Origin of the sequence: Mycobacterium bourgelatii (assembly GCF_010723575.1) — a bacterium.
Lineage (GTDB): Bacteria > Actinomycetota > Actinomycetes > Mycobacteriales > Mycobacteriaceae > Mycobacterium > Mycobacterium bourgelatii.
Genome location: NZ_BLKZ01000001.1, coordinates 2,782,476 through 2,798,333 on the forward strand (window position 1 = coordinate 2,782,476; position 15,858 = coordinate 2,798,333).

The following is a 15,858-nucleotide window of genomic DNA, read 5'->3' on the forward strand; positions in this document are numbered from 1 at the left end:
GTGGGATGAGTTACGAAAGCACCGCGGAGCCGATCAAGATCGGCTATCTCATGGACTTCTTGCTGCCGGACAGCTATCCGCAGGAGATGCGTGACGATCTCACCCTGCCATTCGAACTGATCTTCAACGAAGCTGCGGAGCAAGGAGTCATCGACCGCCCGATCGAGATCGTGTATCGAGAAGTCGAGGGGATGCCGAAGGGAACGGTGAAGGCGGTTATCGATGCCTTCGGCGAACTGGTCGACGAGGGGTGTTTGGTGGTGTTCGGCCCGCACATCACCGACAACTGCGTCGCCACGAAAGAGGCAATCGAGGAACGTTTCAAAGTCCCAGCGATTGCGGTGACTGGCACCGACGACTGGTTGGGCGAATGGACCTTCTCGTTTCCGCAGGGCTCGATGACCGACGAACCGATCTTCTGGACCGACCTGCTGACCAAGGGTGGTCACACCGAGGTCGGGGTATTGATGGAGCAGTCGTTGGTCGGCCAGAGTTACCTGAAGAACTTCCGGAGGGCATGTCGGCGTAAGGGCATCCGCATCGTCGCTGAAGCGGAGATTGCGTCGACTGCCCAGGACGTCAGCAACGCGATCTACAAGTTGAAAGAAGCCGGCTCGCAAGCGATCGTGCACATGGGATTTGGATTCGGCATCGTCTTTGTGAAGCCGGTGCTCGATGAGCTGGACTGGGATCCGCCGCGGTTCTCCAGCACCGCATTCCAGAATGCGTGGATGAACCCGGTCATGTGGAACGCATTCATGGGCTGGACCGGTATCGACCAATACGACGAGGCAAATCAGGTCGGTCAACGATTCCTCGATCGCTTCGAGGCGGCCTACGGTCGACGGCCCCAGTACTGCGTGCCGGTCGTGAACTGCGACGTGGCCAACACACTTCTGGAAGCCTTCACCGACGCGCACCCATTGAGCCCGCGCGGGGTCAAGGAGGCGCTAGAGCGGGTGAAGATGCTGCCAGCGGCATCGGGTGCACCGGGAACGAGAGTCTCATTCGGTAAGTGGACTCGTCGCGCCTGGATGGGTGCCGGCTATCTGGTGGCCCGCCAACTCGATGCAGACGGCGTCAATTCCCACCTGGTAGACCGCTTCGGAGAATAGCGACGTGACTACGCAGAGAACCAAACCAGTTAAGTCACAACCGGAAACAGGTAAGCCGTCTGCCCTCAACATCAACGTCGGGCGCGTGGTGTCCGGACTGGCTCTGCTCGCCTTCGTCGGATTGTTCCTCGCGGTGATGCGGACCGACCTGCATCCCCGCGTCGCCAATCCCAACGTGGAGGGGCGGCCTCGTCCAGTCAAGTTCCTCTTCGGAATCGATTGGATGACAGGGATACAGGTCGGCACACTGATCGGGTTGATCGTGCTGCTCGTTGTATTCGTGCGCGGTTGGCGACGCAATCCCGGCAGCCCCGTCATGCTCATGTTCCTGTGCACCACGTTGATTGTGTGGCAGGACCCGTTGATGAACTGGGCCCCGTATGCGGTCTACAACCCTGACCTGCTGCACTGGCCGGAGAACTGGTACCTGATCATGATGTCGCCGACGGTGGAGCCGTTCATCGTCGGGGCCTATGTCGTGTTCTACTTCGGCCCGTACTTCCCGGCGGTATGGATCCTGCGTAAGTGGCAGGCCAAGTACGGCCCAGGGGCTTTCGTCTCACGGCATCCGCTGATCAGTCTCGGCGCACTGGTGTTGGTGATCGGCTTCATCTTCGACGCCATACTCGAGATTTTTGCAGTGCGGACGGGTCTGTACATCTACGCGCAGGTGATCCCGTGGGGATCTGTGTTCACCGGGACCACCTTCCAGTTCCCGCTGATCTGGGAGTCGCTGTCGGTGACGTTCGTGATGATCCCGGCGGCAGTCCTCGTCTACCGCGACGACACCGGAAAGTCGGTGGCGGAGAAGCTCGCTACGAAGGCGAGGCTGTTCCCGGCGAAGCCGGTGTTGGGCACCTTCCTGGTGATGTTCGCGATCATCAACGTCTCGTACTTCCTCTACGGCGGGTGGTTCTGGGCGATCAAGGCGAGCGGTCTGGCGACGTCGGTGGCGTGCCCGTGGCCGTATCCTGAGGCGAAAGTGTATGACCCGCAGGGGTTCTACCGGGCTAATGGTGCCGAAGGCCCGTATTCGGTCGGTAAGTGGGCCACCTGGCAGCAGGGGCCGTTCCGCAACACCGACGTCGAGTTAGGCTCGATCAGCAATCGTTGTGCGACTGACGGCCAGCATGGCTGAGCCGCGCACAGTCGTCATCACTGGCGCGTCTCGTGGGTTGGGCTTTGCCTCGACGGTGCGTCTGTATCGCGAGGGCTGGCGCGTGGTCGCGGCGATGCGGACACCGGACCGGGGTATGTCGCTGCTGCGGGAGGCGACCGGTGCAGCCGAGGACGACGACCGGTTGATCGGCGTGCAACTCGACCTGCTGGACTCCGCGTCGATCACCGCCGCGGCCAAGGAGGTCGTGGAACGAGTCGGCGCGCCGTACGCTCTGGTGCACAACGCCGGTATCTCCGCAGCGGGGATGGTCGAGGAGACCGATATGGCCCTGTGGCAGAGCATGTTTGCCACCAGCGTCATGGGGCCCGTCGCACTCACCAAAGCGTTGCTGCCGTCGATGCGGGCGGCCGGGCAGGGCCGGATCGTGTTGGTGTCCAGCGCGGGCGGTGTGCGCGGTCAACCGGGTATCGCGGCGTACTCGGCCGCGAAGGGTGCGTTGGAGCGGTGGGGTGAATCGATGGCCGGCGAGATCGCGCCGTTCGGGATTGGTGTGACCATTCTCGTGACCGGCGTGTACGACACGGACATCATCACCGACGCCGGTACCACCGATAGTCGCGACTTCGCTGGCCCCTATGCACGTTTGCATAACACCATCGACTCCCGTGGACGTCATGCAGTGCGTCTTGCCCGGCCGCCGGAAAAGTTCACCGACGGATTGGTGAAAGCGCTCGATGACCGCGCGGCTTTCCGGCGCCGCGGGGTGGGGCCCGACGCGTCAATGTTGTTGGTGTCGAACAGAGTTCTGCCGGCCGCGGGGATGCACCACATATCCCGACTGGTGATGGGGATTCCCCGCCTGGGTGCGATGCGTGGCGGAGCTTATCCGCTGACGACCGCCCAGCGGGCGATGGTGCTCGCCGCAAAGGTTATTCCGCAACCAATAATGCAGCGTCTGGCTGCTCGCGCGGCGGCCAAACATGCAGCTAAGCAAAAAGGTGAGAGTCATGGCTGACAGACCGAAGGTGACGTTTGAGTCGGCTCTACCCAATACCTACAAGTGAAATCCGTGGCCTAACCGACCATTTGACCAGCACAGGGCACACCTCGCTCATGAAGGAGCAGCATGTCAGATCTGTTCGACGACCTCGAGGACTTCGCGGCGTTCGATGACGCCGTCTCAGGCAACGTCCGCGACCCGTACCCGGACTTATTGCAAACAGCCCGCGACACGCCGATTCAGCGAGTCGAGACGGCCTTGATTCCTGGTGAGGAGGGTAAGCCCTTCTTCATCGTCTACCGTCATGAGGACATTCAGACGATGCTCAAGGATCATGAGACGTTCTCGTCGAAGGCGGTGACCCAGATCTTCGGCGAGGTCCTCGGTCAGGGCGTGATGCTGGGGATGGACGAGCCGGAGCATGGCAGGCTGAGGTCGCTGGTCACCAAGGCGTTCACCCAAAAGGCGCTCGCGCGTTGGGAGGACGAGATCGTCGGTCGCATCGCCAACGAACTGATCGACGGATTCGCCGCCGATGGAAAGACGGATCTGGTCAAGACTTTCACCTTCCCGTATCCGAGTCGGATCATCGCGGCGCTGCTCGGCTTGCCGGAGGAGGATTTCCCGCAGTTCCAGCGTTGGTCGATCTCGATGCTGAGCTTCACTCTCAACCCCGAACGCGGCAAGGCGGCCTCCCAGGCGCTGATCGACTACTTCAAGCCGATCCTCGCTGCCAGGCGTGCCGAGCCGCGTGAGGACCTGATCAGCAGCCTGGCCGCGGCCACGATCGACGGGCACAAGCTGGACGACGAGGACATCTACTCGTTCATCCGGCTACTACTGCCCGCCGGGGTAGAGACGACCTACCGGTCACTGGGCACTCTGCTGTTCGCGCTGCTGACGCACCCCGACCAACTCGATGCGATTCGGGCTGACCGGTCGCTGATTCCGCAGGCGATCGAGGAGGCGGTGCGTTGGGACGCGCCACTGCTGAACATCACCCGCGTCGCCACGCGTGACACCGAACTGGCCGGTGTGCCGATTCCGGAGGGGTCCTCGGTGATGCCGATGTTGGGTGCAGCGAACCGGCAGGAGGACCGCTACCCCGAACCCCACAAGTTCGACATCTTCCGCCAGGCCAAGGTGCCGATCAGCTGGGGCCACGGCGTGCACGTCTGCCTCGGCATGCATCTCGCGCGGCTCGAAATGCGCACGGCCGTCAACCTTCTGCTCGACCGGCTACCCAACTTGCGGTTGGACCCCGACGGCGACGACCCCCACATCCGCGGCATGGTCTTTCGCTCACCAACGAGCCTGCCAGTACTGTTCGACGCAACGAAGTCTTGAAGGGACAATACGTACAGATGAGCGACTTTGAGGCAGTTGACTTCTTCTCCGATGAATCGCTGGTGGCAGATCCGTATCCGTATTTCGACCATCTGCGTTCCAAATGCCCTGTCACACAGGCGACACCGATGAACGTCTTAGCGGTTACCGGATACGACGAGGCCATGGCGGTTTACCGGAACCCGGCGTTCTCGTCGTGCAATTCCTTGGCCGGTCCGTTCTCCGGGTTGCCGATCAGTCCGGACGGTGGCGACGACGTCACAGAGTTGATCGAGCAGCATCGCCACCTAGCGCCCATGGCCGAACACATCTCGAATCAGGATCCGCCGCTACACACCAGGACCAGAGGTCTGCTGAACAAGTTGCTCACGCCGAAGCGCCTCAAGGAGAACGAGGACTTCATGTGGCGATTGGCCGACCAGCAACTCGACACGTTCATCAAGCGAGGCAGTTGCGAGTTCTTGGCAGATTATGCGAAGCCGTTCGCGCTGCTGGTGGTTGCCGATTTGCTAGGTGTCCCAGTCGAAGATCGTGATGAATTCCAGGTCGTGTTCGGACAGCAGATCGCCGGGGAACTGGGCGAGGGCACGACGGCTCACAATCCCCTGGAGTGGCTCGACGAAAAGTTCTACTCCTACATCGAGAACCGTAGGCGTGAACCGCGCGGCGATGTCCTCACCGAGTTGGCGCAAGCCAAATACGAAGACGGATCGACCCCGGACATCGAAGACGTCATGCACGTGTCCACATTCCTGTTCGCGGCCGGCACTGAGACGACGACGAAACTCGTGAGTGCAGCCGTGCGGATCATCGGCGAGGATCCGCAAATTCAAGCATCCCTCCGCGAAGATCGAAGCAAAATTCCTGCTTTCCTCGAGGAGACGTTGCGTATGGAGAGTCCGGTAAAAGCCCATTTCAGGCTCGCGCGTACTACGACGACCGTCGGTGACGTAGAGGTGCCCGCGGGCACGACGGTCATGTTGCTGCCGGGGGCGTGCAATCGCGACGAACGAAAGTTCAACGATCCCAACACGTTTAGACCTGACCGACCAAATGTACGGGAACAGATCGCTTTCATCCGAGGCCCCCACTCCTGTCCAGGCGCCCCCTTAGCCCGAGCAGAGGCGCGGATCTCGACGAACCGAATCCTCGACCGCCTGGGCGACATTGCGATCTCTGAGGAGCATCACGGGCCGGCAAGCCAGCGTCACTACGATTACGAACCCACTTTCATCCTGCGCGGCCTACGCGAGTTGTACGTGACGTTCACACCGCTCGACTGAGTGCTATCGGTGGCGACGAGAGATCGCCCGAAATGACTGCTATACCCGCTTCGCCAGAACTGCAAGAGGTTTCAGACGAGCGCTCGGTTGCTAAGCCGCGCTCGGGGGCGATGATGGCTGCGGTTGCACCCGCTGCGGGGCCCTAGACACGGTGGGCGGCCAGACGGTGCTGGGTGTGCGAACGGTTCAGTACTTCACCGTGACTTGTCCACGAGACCGTGGAATTCTCAAACGGAGGGGCGTTCACGGCAAGCATCGCGGTGCTGCCGGCGTTACGATCCCCGTCGTGTCGCTCTGCCGATCCAATCACTGTCCTGCCAGGGCAATCCGGCGCTGAATCGTTGTCGGGCGCTGCGAACGGGTTGGTGATCATCCGCCAAAGCGCTCCGTTCATCGCTGCGACCCTGCTCTGGGCGGCCGTGTCGTCGTCGGGCAGCGCCGATCTCGGCTCACCACGATGCGTGAGGAAGTGGACGCGAGGGCGATGATGGGCGTATCGGTGATCAGGCGTCTGGTGGCCCGCGGTTCGCGGCGGTCATCGCCGTCGGTTCGGCTGGGTCCACGGCTGCTGGAATCTCCTGCGCCACGGGCCTTTGAGGTGAGCCCGTCGTAGTGGTCCAGTCGTTGTGGGACTCTGATGCCCGAGTGTTCGGGCAGGAAGAATCGACGACGACATGGCAACGAACAAGCGCCGGCGGCACACGCCGGATCAGATCATCCGCAAGCTCGCCGAGGGCAACAAGCTCCTTGGAACCGGGCAGCAACTCAGCGAAGTGTGTCGCCACCTCGAGATCACCGAGTCGACCTGGCATCGCTGGGTCGCCCAGTACGGCGGGATGAAGGCCAGCGACGCCAAACGCCTCAAGGAACTTGAGGCCGAGAACGCCAGGCTCAAGAAGCTGGTCGCCAACCAGGCCCTTGACATCGACATGCTCAAGGAGATCTCGTCGGGAAACTTCTGACCCCGAACCGCAAGCGCAGCGCCGCGGCGATGCTGCGCGAGCGGTTCGGGGTCTCCGAACGGCGGGCGTGCGCGGTGGTCGGCATCCACCGTTCCACCATGCGTCTGCAACCAGCGCCGATCAGCGATGAGGAGGCCCAGTTGCGGGCCTGGCTACGCGCGTTCTCCACCCAGCGGCCCCGCTGGGGATGGCGCCGTGCTGCGATCGCGGCACGGCGAGCTGGCTGGAAGGTCAACAACAAGCGCATCCGCCGCCTGTGGCGCGAGGAAGGCCTGCGGGTTCCGCAGCGCCGCAGGAAGAAACGCTTGACCGGCATCGGTGCGCAGGTCGGGGCGATGTGCCCGATCCGCCCGAATGCGATCTGGGCGATGGATTTTCAGTTCGACACCACCGCCGACGGACGAACGTTGAAGATGCTCAACGTAATCGATGAGTTCACCCGCGAAGCCCTGGCGATCGAGGTCGACCGGGCCATCAACGCCGACGGCGTGGTCGACGTCCTTGACCGTCTGGCCCTGATGCATGGGGCACCGGCCTACGTGCGGTTCGACAACGGACCCGAGTTCATCGCCCATGCTGTCAACGACTGGTGCCGCTTCAACGGCACCGGCTCGCTATTCATCGATCCCGGAGCCCCCTGGCAGAACGCCTGGATCGAGTCATTCAACGGCCGACTGCGCGACGAGCTACTCAACTCCTGGCGCTTCGACTCCCTGCAAGAAGCCCAAATCATCATCGAAGATTGGAGAATCGACTACAACGCCAACCGGCCTCACTCCGCCCACAATGGGCTCACCCCAGCCGAGTTCGCCCTACAGTGGACCACGACCCACCAACCGCAAGCCGCATAGCGACTGGACCATCAAACGGGTCCCCCTCACCTTCATGGGATCGAGACGCTTCGAGCAGGGTGCGGTCCCGCAGTTGCGAAGACCGATGTCTTTCCCGACACAACACTCGTAACCGCGACTCACCACGTAGTTCGGCTCTAATCCGATGGTGCCGAAACGGCAGCCCACCCTCGTATTGGGTTGTCAGAAGTTTTCGTCGAACACACAGTTCCCAGGTATCCGCATCTCCGTTATGACCTGCAATGCCTGTTGACTCGAAACTCCATACCGATTTGAAAGATTGTCGATGATTCGACCATCTGACCAGCCTAGTAAAATGTCCTCGCAGGCATTGGTGGTGATTGGACTGTCGTGATTCGGAGTAATATCCGCCTTGCAGTTAGGGGAGAATCCGACGGCAAATGAAGCGGCGGTAAGGGCACTAGCGACAAGCATCCCAGTCGTCTTGTAGGTCTTGATCGGCCCGCGCATTCTTATGAGAATACCGATCCTCGCACCCTCGAGTGAGGTCTTTCCACCATGGAGGGTGTTTGCCTACAGGGATTCCCACCGGAGAGTGGTCGACGTCCAAGAACGTTCCTCCCAAGCCCCTGTGAGAACGTCTGGTGAAGCAGTACCGTCACTGTATGCGGCTAGGGATCGGTGGTGGCCTTTTTGGTGTCAGGGGAGGAATTTCAACTCGGGGGATCGGGGTCGGTGTTGGCCCCTTCTCGGCTGGCACATCGTGGAAAGGCGGCGGTTCACGCGGGAGAGGCGGCGGCGGCGGACTGCTGGCTCTGCTCCTAGGATTTGCAGTTATTTTCCTCGCTGTAGCGTGGCCGTATCTGTTAGGCACTTATATCGCTGTCCGATGTGGTGCAGAGGATCCATCCACGGTGCGGTTCGTGGTTGGCTGGTGTTTCGAGGTCATCTACATCGCTGGCCTGCTTGCGTTGTTTTTAACTACCCGAGATCGAAATGCTGTTTGGGCCGCTGAGGAAGCGCAGCGGACAGCTGAGGTGACCGCATCCGGCGTTGTTTATCAAACCCAGCACGGTCGATCGGTGGTCTATCGGCATGGCACGTGCACTGTGAACCATCGATCACCTGAGGCCGCCTCGAATTGTCGCAAATCCGAACTACGGTCAACCATCGTCGAGTCGCAACCGCCACGCCCGTATTCCCACAATGCTGTGACTGCAAAATCCCCGGCCACTAGACCCGCCGTTATCTGGCCCGCCGTCATCGTCGGTGTCGGCCTCATTGTGGGACTCGTGATTCTGCTCGCCGATCCGATCCACCGGATTCCTTCGCCTGCCGAGCAGGCCAGATCAAAACCCTGCCCCGTACCGATTTCAATTAACGACGCTCCCGCCAACATCACAATGCCTGACTTGGTTGGTCAGAACGCCGGAAGTGTTGAAACTCGGCTAAAGGGGCTGGGCTTGACCACCGTGGAACTGTCCTCAGCTAACCCGAAGTATAAATCTGTTTGGGTGGCATCGAATTGGACCGTGGTCAGTACCGACCCGAACCCCGGCTGCATAGTCGGTCCCTACAACAGTGTCGTGGTTTACGTAACCAAGCCCTGACCATTTGGCGGCGCCGCACACGGCCGCCGTAGCTCAGTTGGACAGAGCGCTCGCCTTTCTATGCCATTGGCAGCAGGTCGAGTCCGGCTGGCAGCGGCGCCTTCCGTTGAATCCGTTGGGCACGTTCAGAATTGCGGCGAGGCCCAGGTGCAATGCAGCTGGATCGTCCGGAAGCTTTAGTTTGGGTGGCAGCAAGTCTCGTGAAGACTGTGTAGCAGCCCATCGACGTAAACCATAACGACAACGCAGGTGCAAAATTCCAACAAATAAGTTCGGCCGGTTTTGAGCTTCAGTCGAGACTTTGACCGCTCATCGACATTTTCCAGGTGTGCGTGGCGAAGTTGTCACCTGCCTTCTCAGCGGAGCTACACGGGTGGGGAATTTCGATGAGCGTCAGTGGGGAATTTCAGTGAGCGCGGTCAAAATTGCTACTGTAAGGGTTCAGGACATCTTTGACCGTTCGTTACCGGGACATGGTTGACGGGTAACCTGCGGCTGCGACGTTCTCGCGGTGGCGAAACGTGAACGCACTGAATCTGATTCCGATGTTGCAGCGCGTGTGACCGTTGAGGTCCGCTTGCGCGCTGTCACCGAGATGATCGACGGCTCGCCCGTGAGCGAGGTGGCTGAGCGTTACGGCGTTTGCCGGCAGACCGTTTCTGCGTGGCGAAAGCGCTACGAGGCCGACGGACTGGACGGATTGGCCGATCAGTCACGACGTCCGCATTCGAGCCCGGGCCGGATCAGTGCTGAGGTCGAAGCGCTGATCTGTGAGACGCGCCGAAACCATCGGCGCTGGGGTGCGCGGCGGATCGCCCATGAATTGCGCAACGAGATCAGCGGTCAGGCACCTTCGCGTTCGACCGTGCACCGCGCTGCGCAACGGTTTAGTGAATACCCAAGAGCAGCAACACAAACGCATTTACAAACGGTGGGCCCGGGAAGCACCGATGCAGCTGTGGCAACTCGATATCGTCGGCGGGGTGTTCCTAGCCGATGGGCGTGAATGCAAGATGCTCACCGCGATCGACGACCATTCCCGATTCGTCGTCGCTGCCACGGTGCTGGTGCGACCGTCGGGCACCGCGGTATGCGAGGCGTTCGTTGCTGCGATCAACCGCTGGGGTGTGCCGTTCGAGGTGCTCACCGACAACGGCAAACAGTTCACCGGCAAGTTCACCCGGCCCCTGCCGGTCGAGGTTCTCTTCGAACGGATCTGTCGTGAAAACGGAATCACCGCCCGATTGACCAAACGACGCTCTCCGACTACCACTGGCAAGGTCGAGCGCTTTCACCGCACCCTGCGACGCGAACTGCTCGATGAAGTCGGGGCGTTCGAGTCGATCGACGCCGCCCAGGCCGCGATCGACGAATGGGTCCATGCCTACAACACGGCGCGGCCGCACCAGTCGTTGAACATGGTTACTCCCGCGAGCCTATTCCGTAGCCGCTCAAGCGAATCAGTTCTCAAGCCGGTCCAAACCGGCCTAGCCGACGCGTCGAGCACCGCCGCGGCGCTGGTGCGGACCGCCGTCCACAGGGCCGCACAGTCCATCGAGATCGACGTTCGCGTCCCAGCCTCGGGGGTCGTGGTCATCACCGGGCTGCAGCAGCTGTGGGTCGGCAAGAACTACGCGGGCCTGACGGTGACGTTGTGGATCGATCTGAGCAGCATCCACATCATCCTCAGCGATGAGGTCATCAAGACGGTCTCGTCACGGGCCACCACCGCTGACCTCGAGCGGCTATCGCTGCGCGGTGTGCGTGTCGGACGGCCAGACCCGACCCACCCTGCGCCGGCGGCCGACTCCGTGGGTAAGCGACGTGCACCCGTCGAGATTGACCGCACCGCTAGCCGCGACGGCGTCGTCGTGGTTCGCGGTCACAACCTGGCACTCGGGTCCGGGATCGCCGGAACCAGAGTCACTTTAAGATTCGATGGCGGCCTCATTCACGCCACCGCAGGGAACATGCTCCTCAAGACGCTGCTAAATCCGTTCAGCCACGACGAAGTACAACACCTGAGCGGAGCCCGTCCCGCCCAGTCGGCCCTGCCGCCGCCACCACCGGCCGGGCCGCAGAGCGTTCAGCGGCGAGTCCCCAAAGACGGCGTGGTCATGGTCGCCGGTCAGCGCCTGCGCGTCGGCAGAACACATGCCGGAACGATCGTCACCATCGTCATCGACGACCACCACTACCGCGTCCTCGACGGCATCAAAGAGTTATCCCTACACGCCCGAACATCAACCAAACCCATCCGCAACTTCAACGCCCACCGCCCGCGCCAACGGTAACCATGTCCCGACGACAAAACGTCGCGCATGTCTTGGGACGTCACAGGTCAAAATTGCTACGCCCGTCGAGACCGGTGCGCCTGGCTCAGGCGACGCGGCGGGATCTGCGGCGATGAGTGTCGGTCGACCACAGATATCCGCAGTCCGGACACTGCAGGTAAACCACCGTCCCCTTGTTGCTCAGCAGATACTGCCAGTGCGTGTCACAGTTTCGGCGATCCAGGCAAACACCACATTTGGCGCCGTGATCGCAGCACGGGCAGGGTAGCCACGCGCGGCGGCTGCGGTCCGCCGTGGGGTCAATCGGTAACACGATCGGCCGTCCTCGCAGGCAGGACACCGCCGTTGACCAGCTCGTCGTAGATCCGCTGCTGCTCGTCGTCCAAATCCGAGTACAGCATGTCGTGAGCTTTTTGCTCCTCGGTGAGGACGGCGACCGGATCCCAGTCGTCCCCGATCGCTTCGAGTACAGCGCTGCGACGACATGCCTCGTCGCGGGTCAGATCATAAGCAAAGTGAAAGTTCGCCATCGGGGTCCTAGCCATTTGGAAACAAACGAATGGTTAGGATGCCCTAACTGGCGGCATCAAGCTATGAGGTGTGTCACTGCGGGCGGTTGAGGTGTGTCACAGCGCGCTGGACCGTTGGAAATGACCGTCCACACCTTGGTTCTAGCCAAGTATTCGCTAGAACGGTCACAGGGCACAGCATGGATACACCGGCTGAGGTGCGTGGACCAGACCGCTCCCGAGGTGCTGCGGAACGCCAGCAGCTGCGCCGCGCGGTAGGCGCAGAGCAGCCGAAGATACCGGCTAGCCTGATGGGGCCAATTCGTACCCGTGGGGAGGGTTGTGAAAGGCAGCGAGATCATCACCGTCAGGGTCAAGCCGGGGAGCCGCAAGGGTCCACTGGTCGAAGTCGGCACCGACGCCGACCTGACGATCTACGTGCCCGAACGCGCGGTGGACGGAAAGGCGAATGCCGCGGTAACTCGCCTCCTGGCAAGTCATCTCGGGGTTCCCAAAGGGCGCGTAGAGCTGGTGACCGGCGAAACCTCCCGGGTGAAGCGGTTTCGCGTGATGCGTTAAGCGTGAGTCGCTGTTGCGGCCCGGCAATGACGGTGTCTCTGTTTGGCGAAGCGGTCCTGGCGCGTCCCAGGCCCACTGGCGCCCGCGCTCGACACCAGCCGCGCCATTACCTGTGCCCGTGGGACTTAGCTCCCGCCGAGCGCCAGACGCGCCAACGCGGCGGCACCAGGACTCACGACATCCCGCCGCGCTACGTCAATGGGCTGATCGGTCAGGTTGATCAAGACGTTGTAGACGGGCAAGTGATACAACGACGATGCCGCGACGGGCCGCCCGTCGGAGTGACGCCAACCGACCTCGTTTAGCAACGCGGCGACTTTCTCGAACGGCATCTTGGAACCTGCCGAGGTTGCTGCGTAGGCCAGGAGAAGCAGAGTGGCCTGTAACTCAAACTTCTCGCCGGACTTGGGAACTAGCCGGCCGGCCAAATGCCTCCACAGTGTCTCGGGATCGCGCTGGGCCGCTACGCCAGCCTTGGTCAACAACAGCGTGCCCTTGTACTTGCGCAGTAGCCCCAACGACTGCAAACCTTCGCGGAACCGCAGCAGTGGGTAGCAATTGACCTCACGATTCTGCTTGCCGATCCAATCACCCATCTCGGGAACAACTTTGGCGGCTTCCTCCACATCAGCCGGTTTGAGGTATCCGGCCGGCGTCAAAGGAATGCCGCTGTCCTTGGCGCGGTCCAAAAACCACTGATGCGCGCGCAGGTTGTCGGCGACGGCGACCGTGTCCAGCGGTCGCGAACCGGCTAGCGCGAGCGCCGCCTTCGTCAGGTCGTCGCCGTACGGGGTGAGCGAGAGCCGATGAACTAGATCGGCCAGGCGCACATTGATCCCTGACTCGCGCAGCACGAAGTACGCATCGCCGAATCCTTTGTTGAGCCGTTCCGGCTCGAACAGAGTGGGGTCAGGCAGTACGTCGGAGAGACTGTCGGCATCGAGCAGATGCCCGCAGTCTTCTGGCGGTGCGGCGCGCTCACCGTCGACGACAACCGCTGCGGGAGAATCACTGTCGGCGGTAAGGACCTCTTCGAGGCGCAGCGTCAGTTCCCAGTTGTCGCCGTAGTCGTAGAGGTAGTGCAGGACATCGCCGGGCTCACTGAGGGTTTCGTCGAGTCGAGTCTCGGTGGCGGGCAGGCCGTCGTCGTCTTCAGGCCACTCTTTGTTTTCCACGTCGTAGGGACACAAAAACAGTTGGCTGTGATGTTCGAAGGCGCCGCCCCCGAGCGAGAAGCGGTGCAGGTGCGAGTCGGTCCAGTCGAACGCCACCTGCAGCACCTGGTGCAACAAGTCCAGTGTCAGGTTGGAGCGCAGGTCCAGCCGTCGCCAGATCGTCGGATCACTGTCATCGAGGTGCACGCGGACCCGGTAGATGACAACATCCCGCCTCCGCGCACGACGCAGATCGGGGCGCGACATCGGTTCCCGTACCAGCCGCAGATAGGGTCGGTCACTCATCCCGCACACCTTAGAACTTCCGCCCGGTCGATCGGGCACCATGTCCGTATGTCGTTGTCGGAGAGCGCGCTGGTAAGCCTTGCGGGCGACCGCGTCTTCGGCCGCGGCTTGGGCTATGTCCGCTATGTCCGAGGACTTCGAGTCGCGACAGAAAGGGCTTACGCATCGGTCCAGGGCAAGCAGGTCTACGCCGTGGAGCTCGACTGGTCCGGTTCGGAGCCAGATGGTTTCTGCACGTGCCCGCACGCCGCCGGCGGCCATCTCTGTAAGCACCTGGTGGCCGTCGGTCTAGCCGTGATCGACAGCGGTGCGGCCGACGACGCCATTTCGGCGGTCTCGGCGCTGGAAGCGACCGTGCAGGCCATGGACGTCGAGGAGCTTCGCGAACTCGTGCTGACCCTCGCCGAACGTGACGACGAGGTGCGCCGCATGCTGGAAGTCCGCGCTACGGCCACGTCTGGTGACGACGCAACGGCGAAAAAGGAGTTCGAAGCGTATGTGCGAAACGCTTTGGAATTCCGAGGATTTGTCGACTATCGCGAGTCGTTCGCGGCCGCGGCAGTCGCTAGCCACGTGCTCGACGAGCTGGAGAGCCAGCTAAACGCAGGCGCCGCCGAAATCGTACGTCCGGCACTGCAATACGCGGTCACCCTATTGCGCACGGTCACCGGGGAGGCCGACGACTCGGCTGGCGTCATCGGGGATGAATGCCAGCGGGCAGCTGACCTTTATGCGCAGGCGTGTCGGCTCGGGCAACCGGATCCAACCGAAGTTGCCCAGTGGCTGGCAGCGTTCCGTGCCGGCTCGCCAGGATGGCCGACATTGCGGCTCGCGGATTTTGTCGACGCTTTTGACGATGATGCTCTCGCGACCTACCGCGCGGCGGTCGAGGATTTGGACCGTCAGCAGGCAGGTCTGGACCACTTCAGCCGTTTTGAAGTCGACACCATGCTGTTGGAGCTCGCCGATCATGATGGCGATCTCGATCGGGCTATCGGGTTGCTGAGCGAAGGCGAGCACCCGCTGTACGGTGCGATCATTGCCCGCCTGCGGGATGCCGGGCGTGGCGACGAGGTGGTGGGCTGGGTCGATCGGGCTGTCGTCGAAGGGCGGATTAGCAGTCATGGCGGCGGAAATGATTATTGGTTGAGCCCGAGCTACGTCGCCGAAACGTACCGGGGAATCGGCCGCATCGACGACGCAATCGCCGTTCTACGTGCCGATTTCGTCCGACGGCCCGAGGGCCGCAGCTACCGGTCGCTGCAGGAGTTCGCCGCCGCGGTCGGCCGCGCCGAGACCGAACGTGACTGGGCGTTCAACCATGCACGAGAACTGGCTGCCGGCCCCTATGCGGGGTCGGTCCTGGTCCAGCTCTCCCTGAGTGAGGGAGACGTGGACCCCGCGTGGGACGCGGCGGATTGTTATGGTCCCGGCTGGGCGTGGAAGGAACTCGTCGCGCAAGGTGCGGAGGCTCGGCCGGTAGCCGCTGCGGATCTGTACCGGCCGCAGCTCGAAAAGGATTTGCTGTACCCAAACTGCAAGCTGTACCCGGATATTGCCGCCAGGTTGGCAACGATGGCCAAGTTGTATGAAAGAGGCGGCCGCAGCGCTGATTTCGCAAAGTACATAGCCAAGATCCGACAAGACTATGGCAGGCGCCCCGCGCTGATGAAAGCGCTACAAGCGAAGGGCCTCTAAGCGGCAAATCGCCTATGTCTTAACGATTGTCGCTCAAAGCCGGGCGCGAAGACACCCGTCTCCGGCAGA

The 15,858-nt window shown here is 61.9% G+C and carries 13 protein-coding genes and 1 pseudogene; 11 read left to right on the forward strand and 3 right to left on the reverse strand.

Annotation, left to right across the window (positions count from 1 at the left end):
* Positions 1 to 5 precede the first annotated feature (5 nt).
* The 7 genes from G6N68_RS12275 (at position 6) to G6N68_RS12305 (ending at position 7,678) form a co-directional block, all read left to right on the forward strand.
* Positions 6 to 1,115, forward strand: coding sequence for an ABC transporter substrate-binding protein (locus G6N68_RS12275; protein ID WP_163712191.1), 1,110 nt, complete (start codon positions 6 to 8; stop codon positions 1,113 to 1,115).
* Between the two features lie 4 nt (positions 1,116 to 1,119).
* A complete protein-coding gene (locus G6N68_RS12280) occupies positions 1,120 to 2,253 on the forward strand; it encodes a spirocyclase AveC family protein (RefSeq protein ID WP_163712195.1) in 1,134 nt (377 codons plus the stop codon).
* Complete coding sequence (locus G6N68_RS12285; RefSeq protein ID WP_163712198.1) at positions 2,246 to 3,250, forward strand: SDR family oxidoreductase; 1,005 nt, start codon at positions 2,246 to 2,248, stop codon at positions 3,248 to 3,250. The genes G6N68_RS12280 and G6N68_RS12285 overlap by 8 nt, the downstream gene beginning before the upstream one ends.
* 111 nt (positions 3,251 to 3,361) lie before the next feature.
* Entirely contained in the window at positions 3,362 to 4,582 is a 1,221-nt protein-coding gene (locus tag G6N68_RS12290; RefSeq protein ID WP_163712200.1) for a cytochrome P450, read from the forward strand.
* 17 nt (positions 4,583 to 4,599) lie between these two features.
* A complete protein-coding gene (locus tag G6N68_RS12295) occupies positions 4,600 to 5,865 on the forward strand; it encodes a cytochrome P450 (RefSeq protein ID WP_163712203.1) in 1,266 nt (421 codons plus the stop codon).
* A 365-nt stretch (positions 5,866 to 6,230) separates the two neighbouring features.
* Positions 6,231 to 6,353, forward strand: coding sequence for a hypothetical protein (locus G6N68_RS32100; RefSeq protein WP_371871693.1), 123 nt, complete (start codon positions 6,231 to 6,233; stop codon positions 6,351 to 6,353).
* A 186-nt stretch (positions 6,354 to 6,539) separates the two neighbouring features.
* Positions 6,540 to 7,678 (forward strand): IS3 family transposase gene (locus tag G6N68_RS12305; RefSeq protein ID WP_163712209.1). Its coding sequence is split into 2 segments (ribosomal slippage): positions 6,540 to 6,810 and positions 6,810 to 7,678, totalling 1,140 coding nucleotides; the frame shifts between segments, so codons are not numbered across the junction.
* A gap of 183 nt (positions 7,679 to 7,861) precedes the next feature.
* Here the strand turns inward: G6N68_RS12305 and G6N68_RS12310 are convergent.
* Positions 7,862 to 8,149, reverse strand: coding sequence for a hypothetical protein (locus tag G6N68_RS12310; protein WP_163712214.1), 288 nt, complete (start codon positions 8,147 to 8,149; stop codon positions 7,862 to 7,864).
* Between the two features lie 404 nt (positions 8,150 to 8,553).
* Between G6N68_RS12310 and G6N68_RS12315 the strand changes: the two genes are divergently transcribed.
* Together G6N68_RS12315 and G6N68_RS12320 are read left to right on the forward strand one after the other, a co-directional pair.
* Positions 8,554 to 9,249: a Stk1 family PASTA domain-containing Ser/Thr kinase gene (locus G6N68_RS12315; RefSeq protein ID WP_163712217.1), complete on the forward strand. Its 696-nt coding sequence runs from the start codon at positions 8,554 to 8,556 to the stop codon at positions 9,247 to 9,249.
* A 595-nt stretch (positions 9,250 to 9,844) separates the two neighbouring features.
* A pseudogene (locus tag G6N68_RS12320) lies at positions 9,845 to 11,543 on the forward strand (IS481 family transposase).
* Between the two features lie 299 nt (positions 11,544 to 11,842).
* On the opposite strand, the gene G6N68_RS12325 reads toward G6N68_RS12320, so the two are convergent.
* On the reverse strand, positions 11,843 to 12,073 hold the full coding sequence (locus tag G6N68_RS12325; protein ID WP_163712219.1) for a DUF6400 family protein: 231 nt from the start codon (positions 12,071 to 12,073) through the stop codon (positions 11,843 to 11,845).
* Positions 12,074 to 12,394: 321 nt separating this feature from the next.
* Between G6N68_RS12325 and G6N68_RS12330 the strand changes: the two genes are divergently transcribed.
* Positions 12,395 to 12,631, forward strand: a complete 237-nt coding sequence (locus tag G6N68_RS12330) for a DUF167 domain-containing protein (protein ID WP_163712222.1) — start codon at positions 12,395 to 12,397, stop codon at positions 12,629 to 12,631.
* Positions 12,632 to 12,756: 125 nt separating this feature from the next.
* On the opposite strand, the gene G6N68_RS12335 is transcribed toward G6N68_RS12330, so the two are convergent.
* Positions 12,757 to 14,091 (reverse strand): plasmid pRiA4b ORF-3 family protein, encoded by a 1,335-nt coding sequence (locus G6N68_RS12335; protein ID WP_163712225.1) that lies wholly within the window; start codon positions 14,089 to 14,091, stop codon positions 12,757 to 12,759.
* A 48-nt stretch (positions 14,092 to 14,139) separates the two neighbouring features.
* Here G6N68_RS12335 and G6N68_RS12340 point away from each other — a divergent pair, with 48 nt between their 5' ends.
* Positions 14,140 to 15,789: an SWIM zinc finger family protein gene (locus G6N68_RS12340; protein ID WP_163712228.1), complete on the forward strand. Its 1,650-nt coding sequence runs from the start codon at positions 14,140 to 14,142 to the stop codon at positions 15,787 to 15,789.
* Positions 15,790 to 15,858 lie beyond the last annotated feature (69 nt).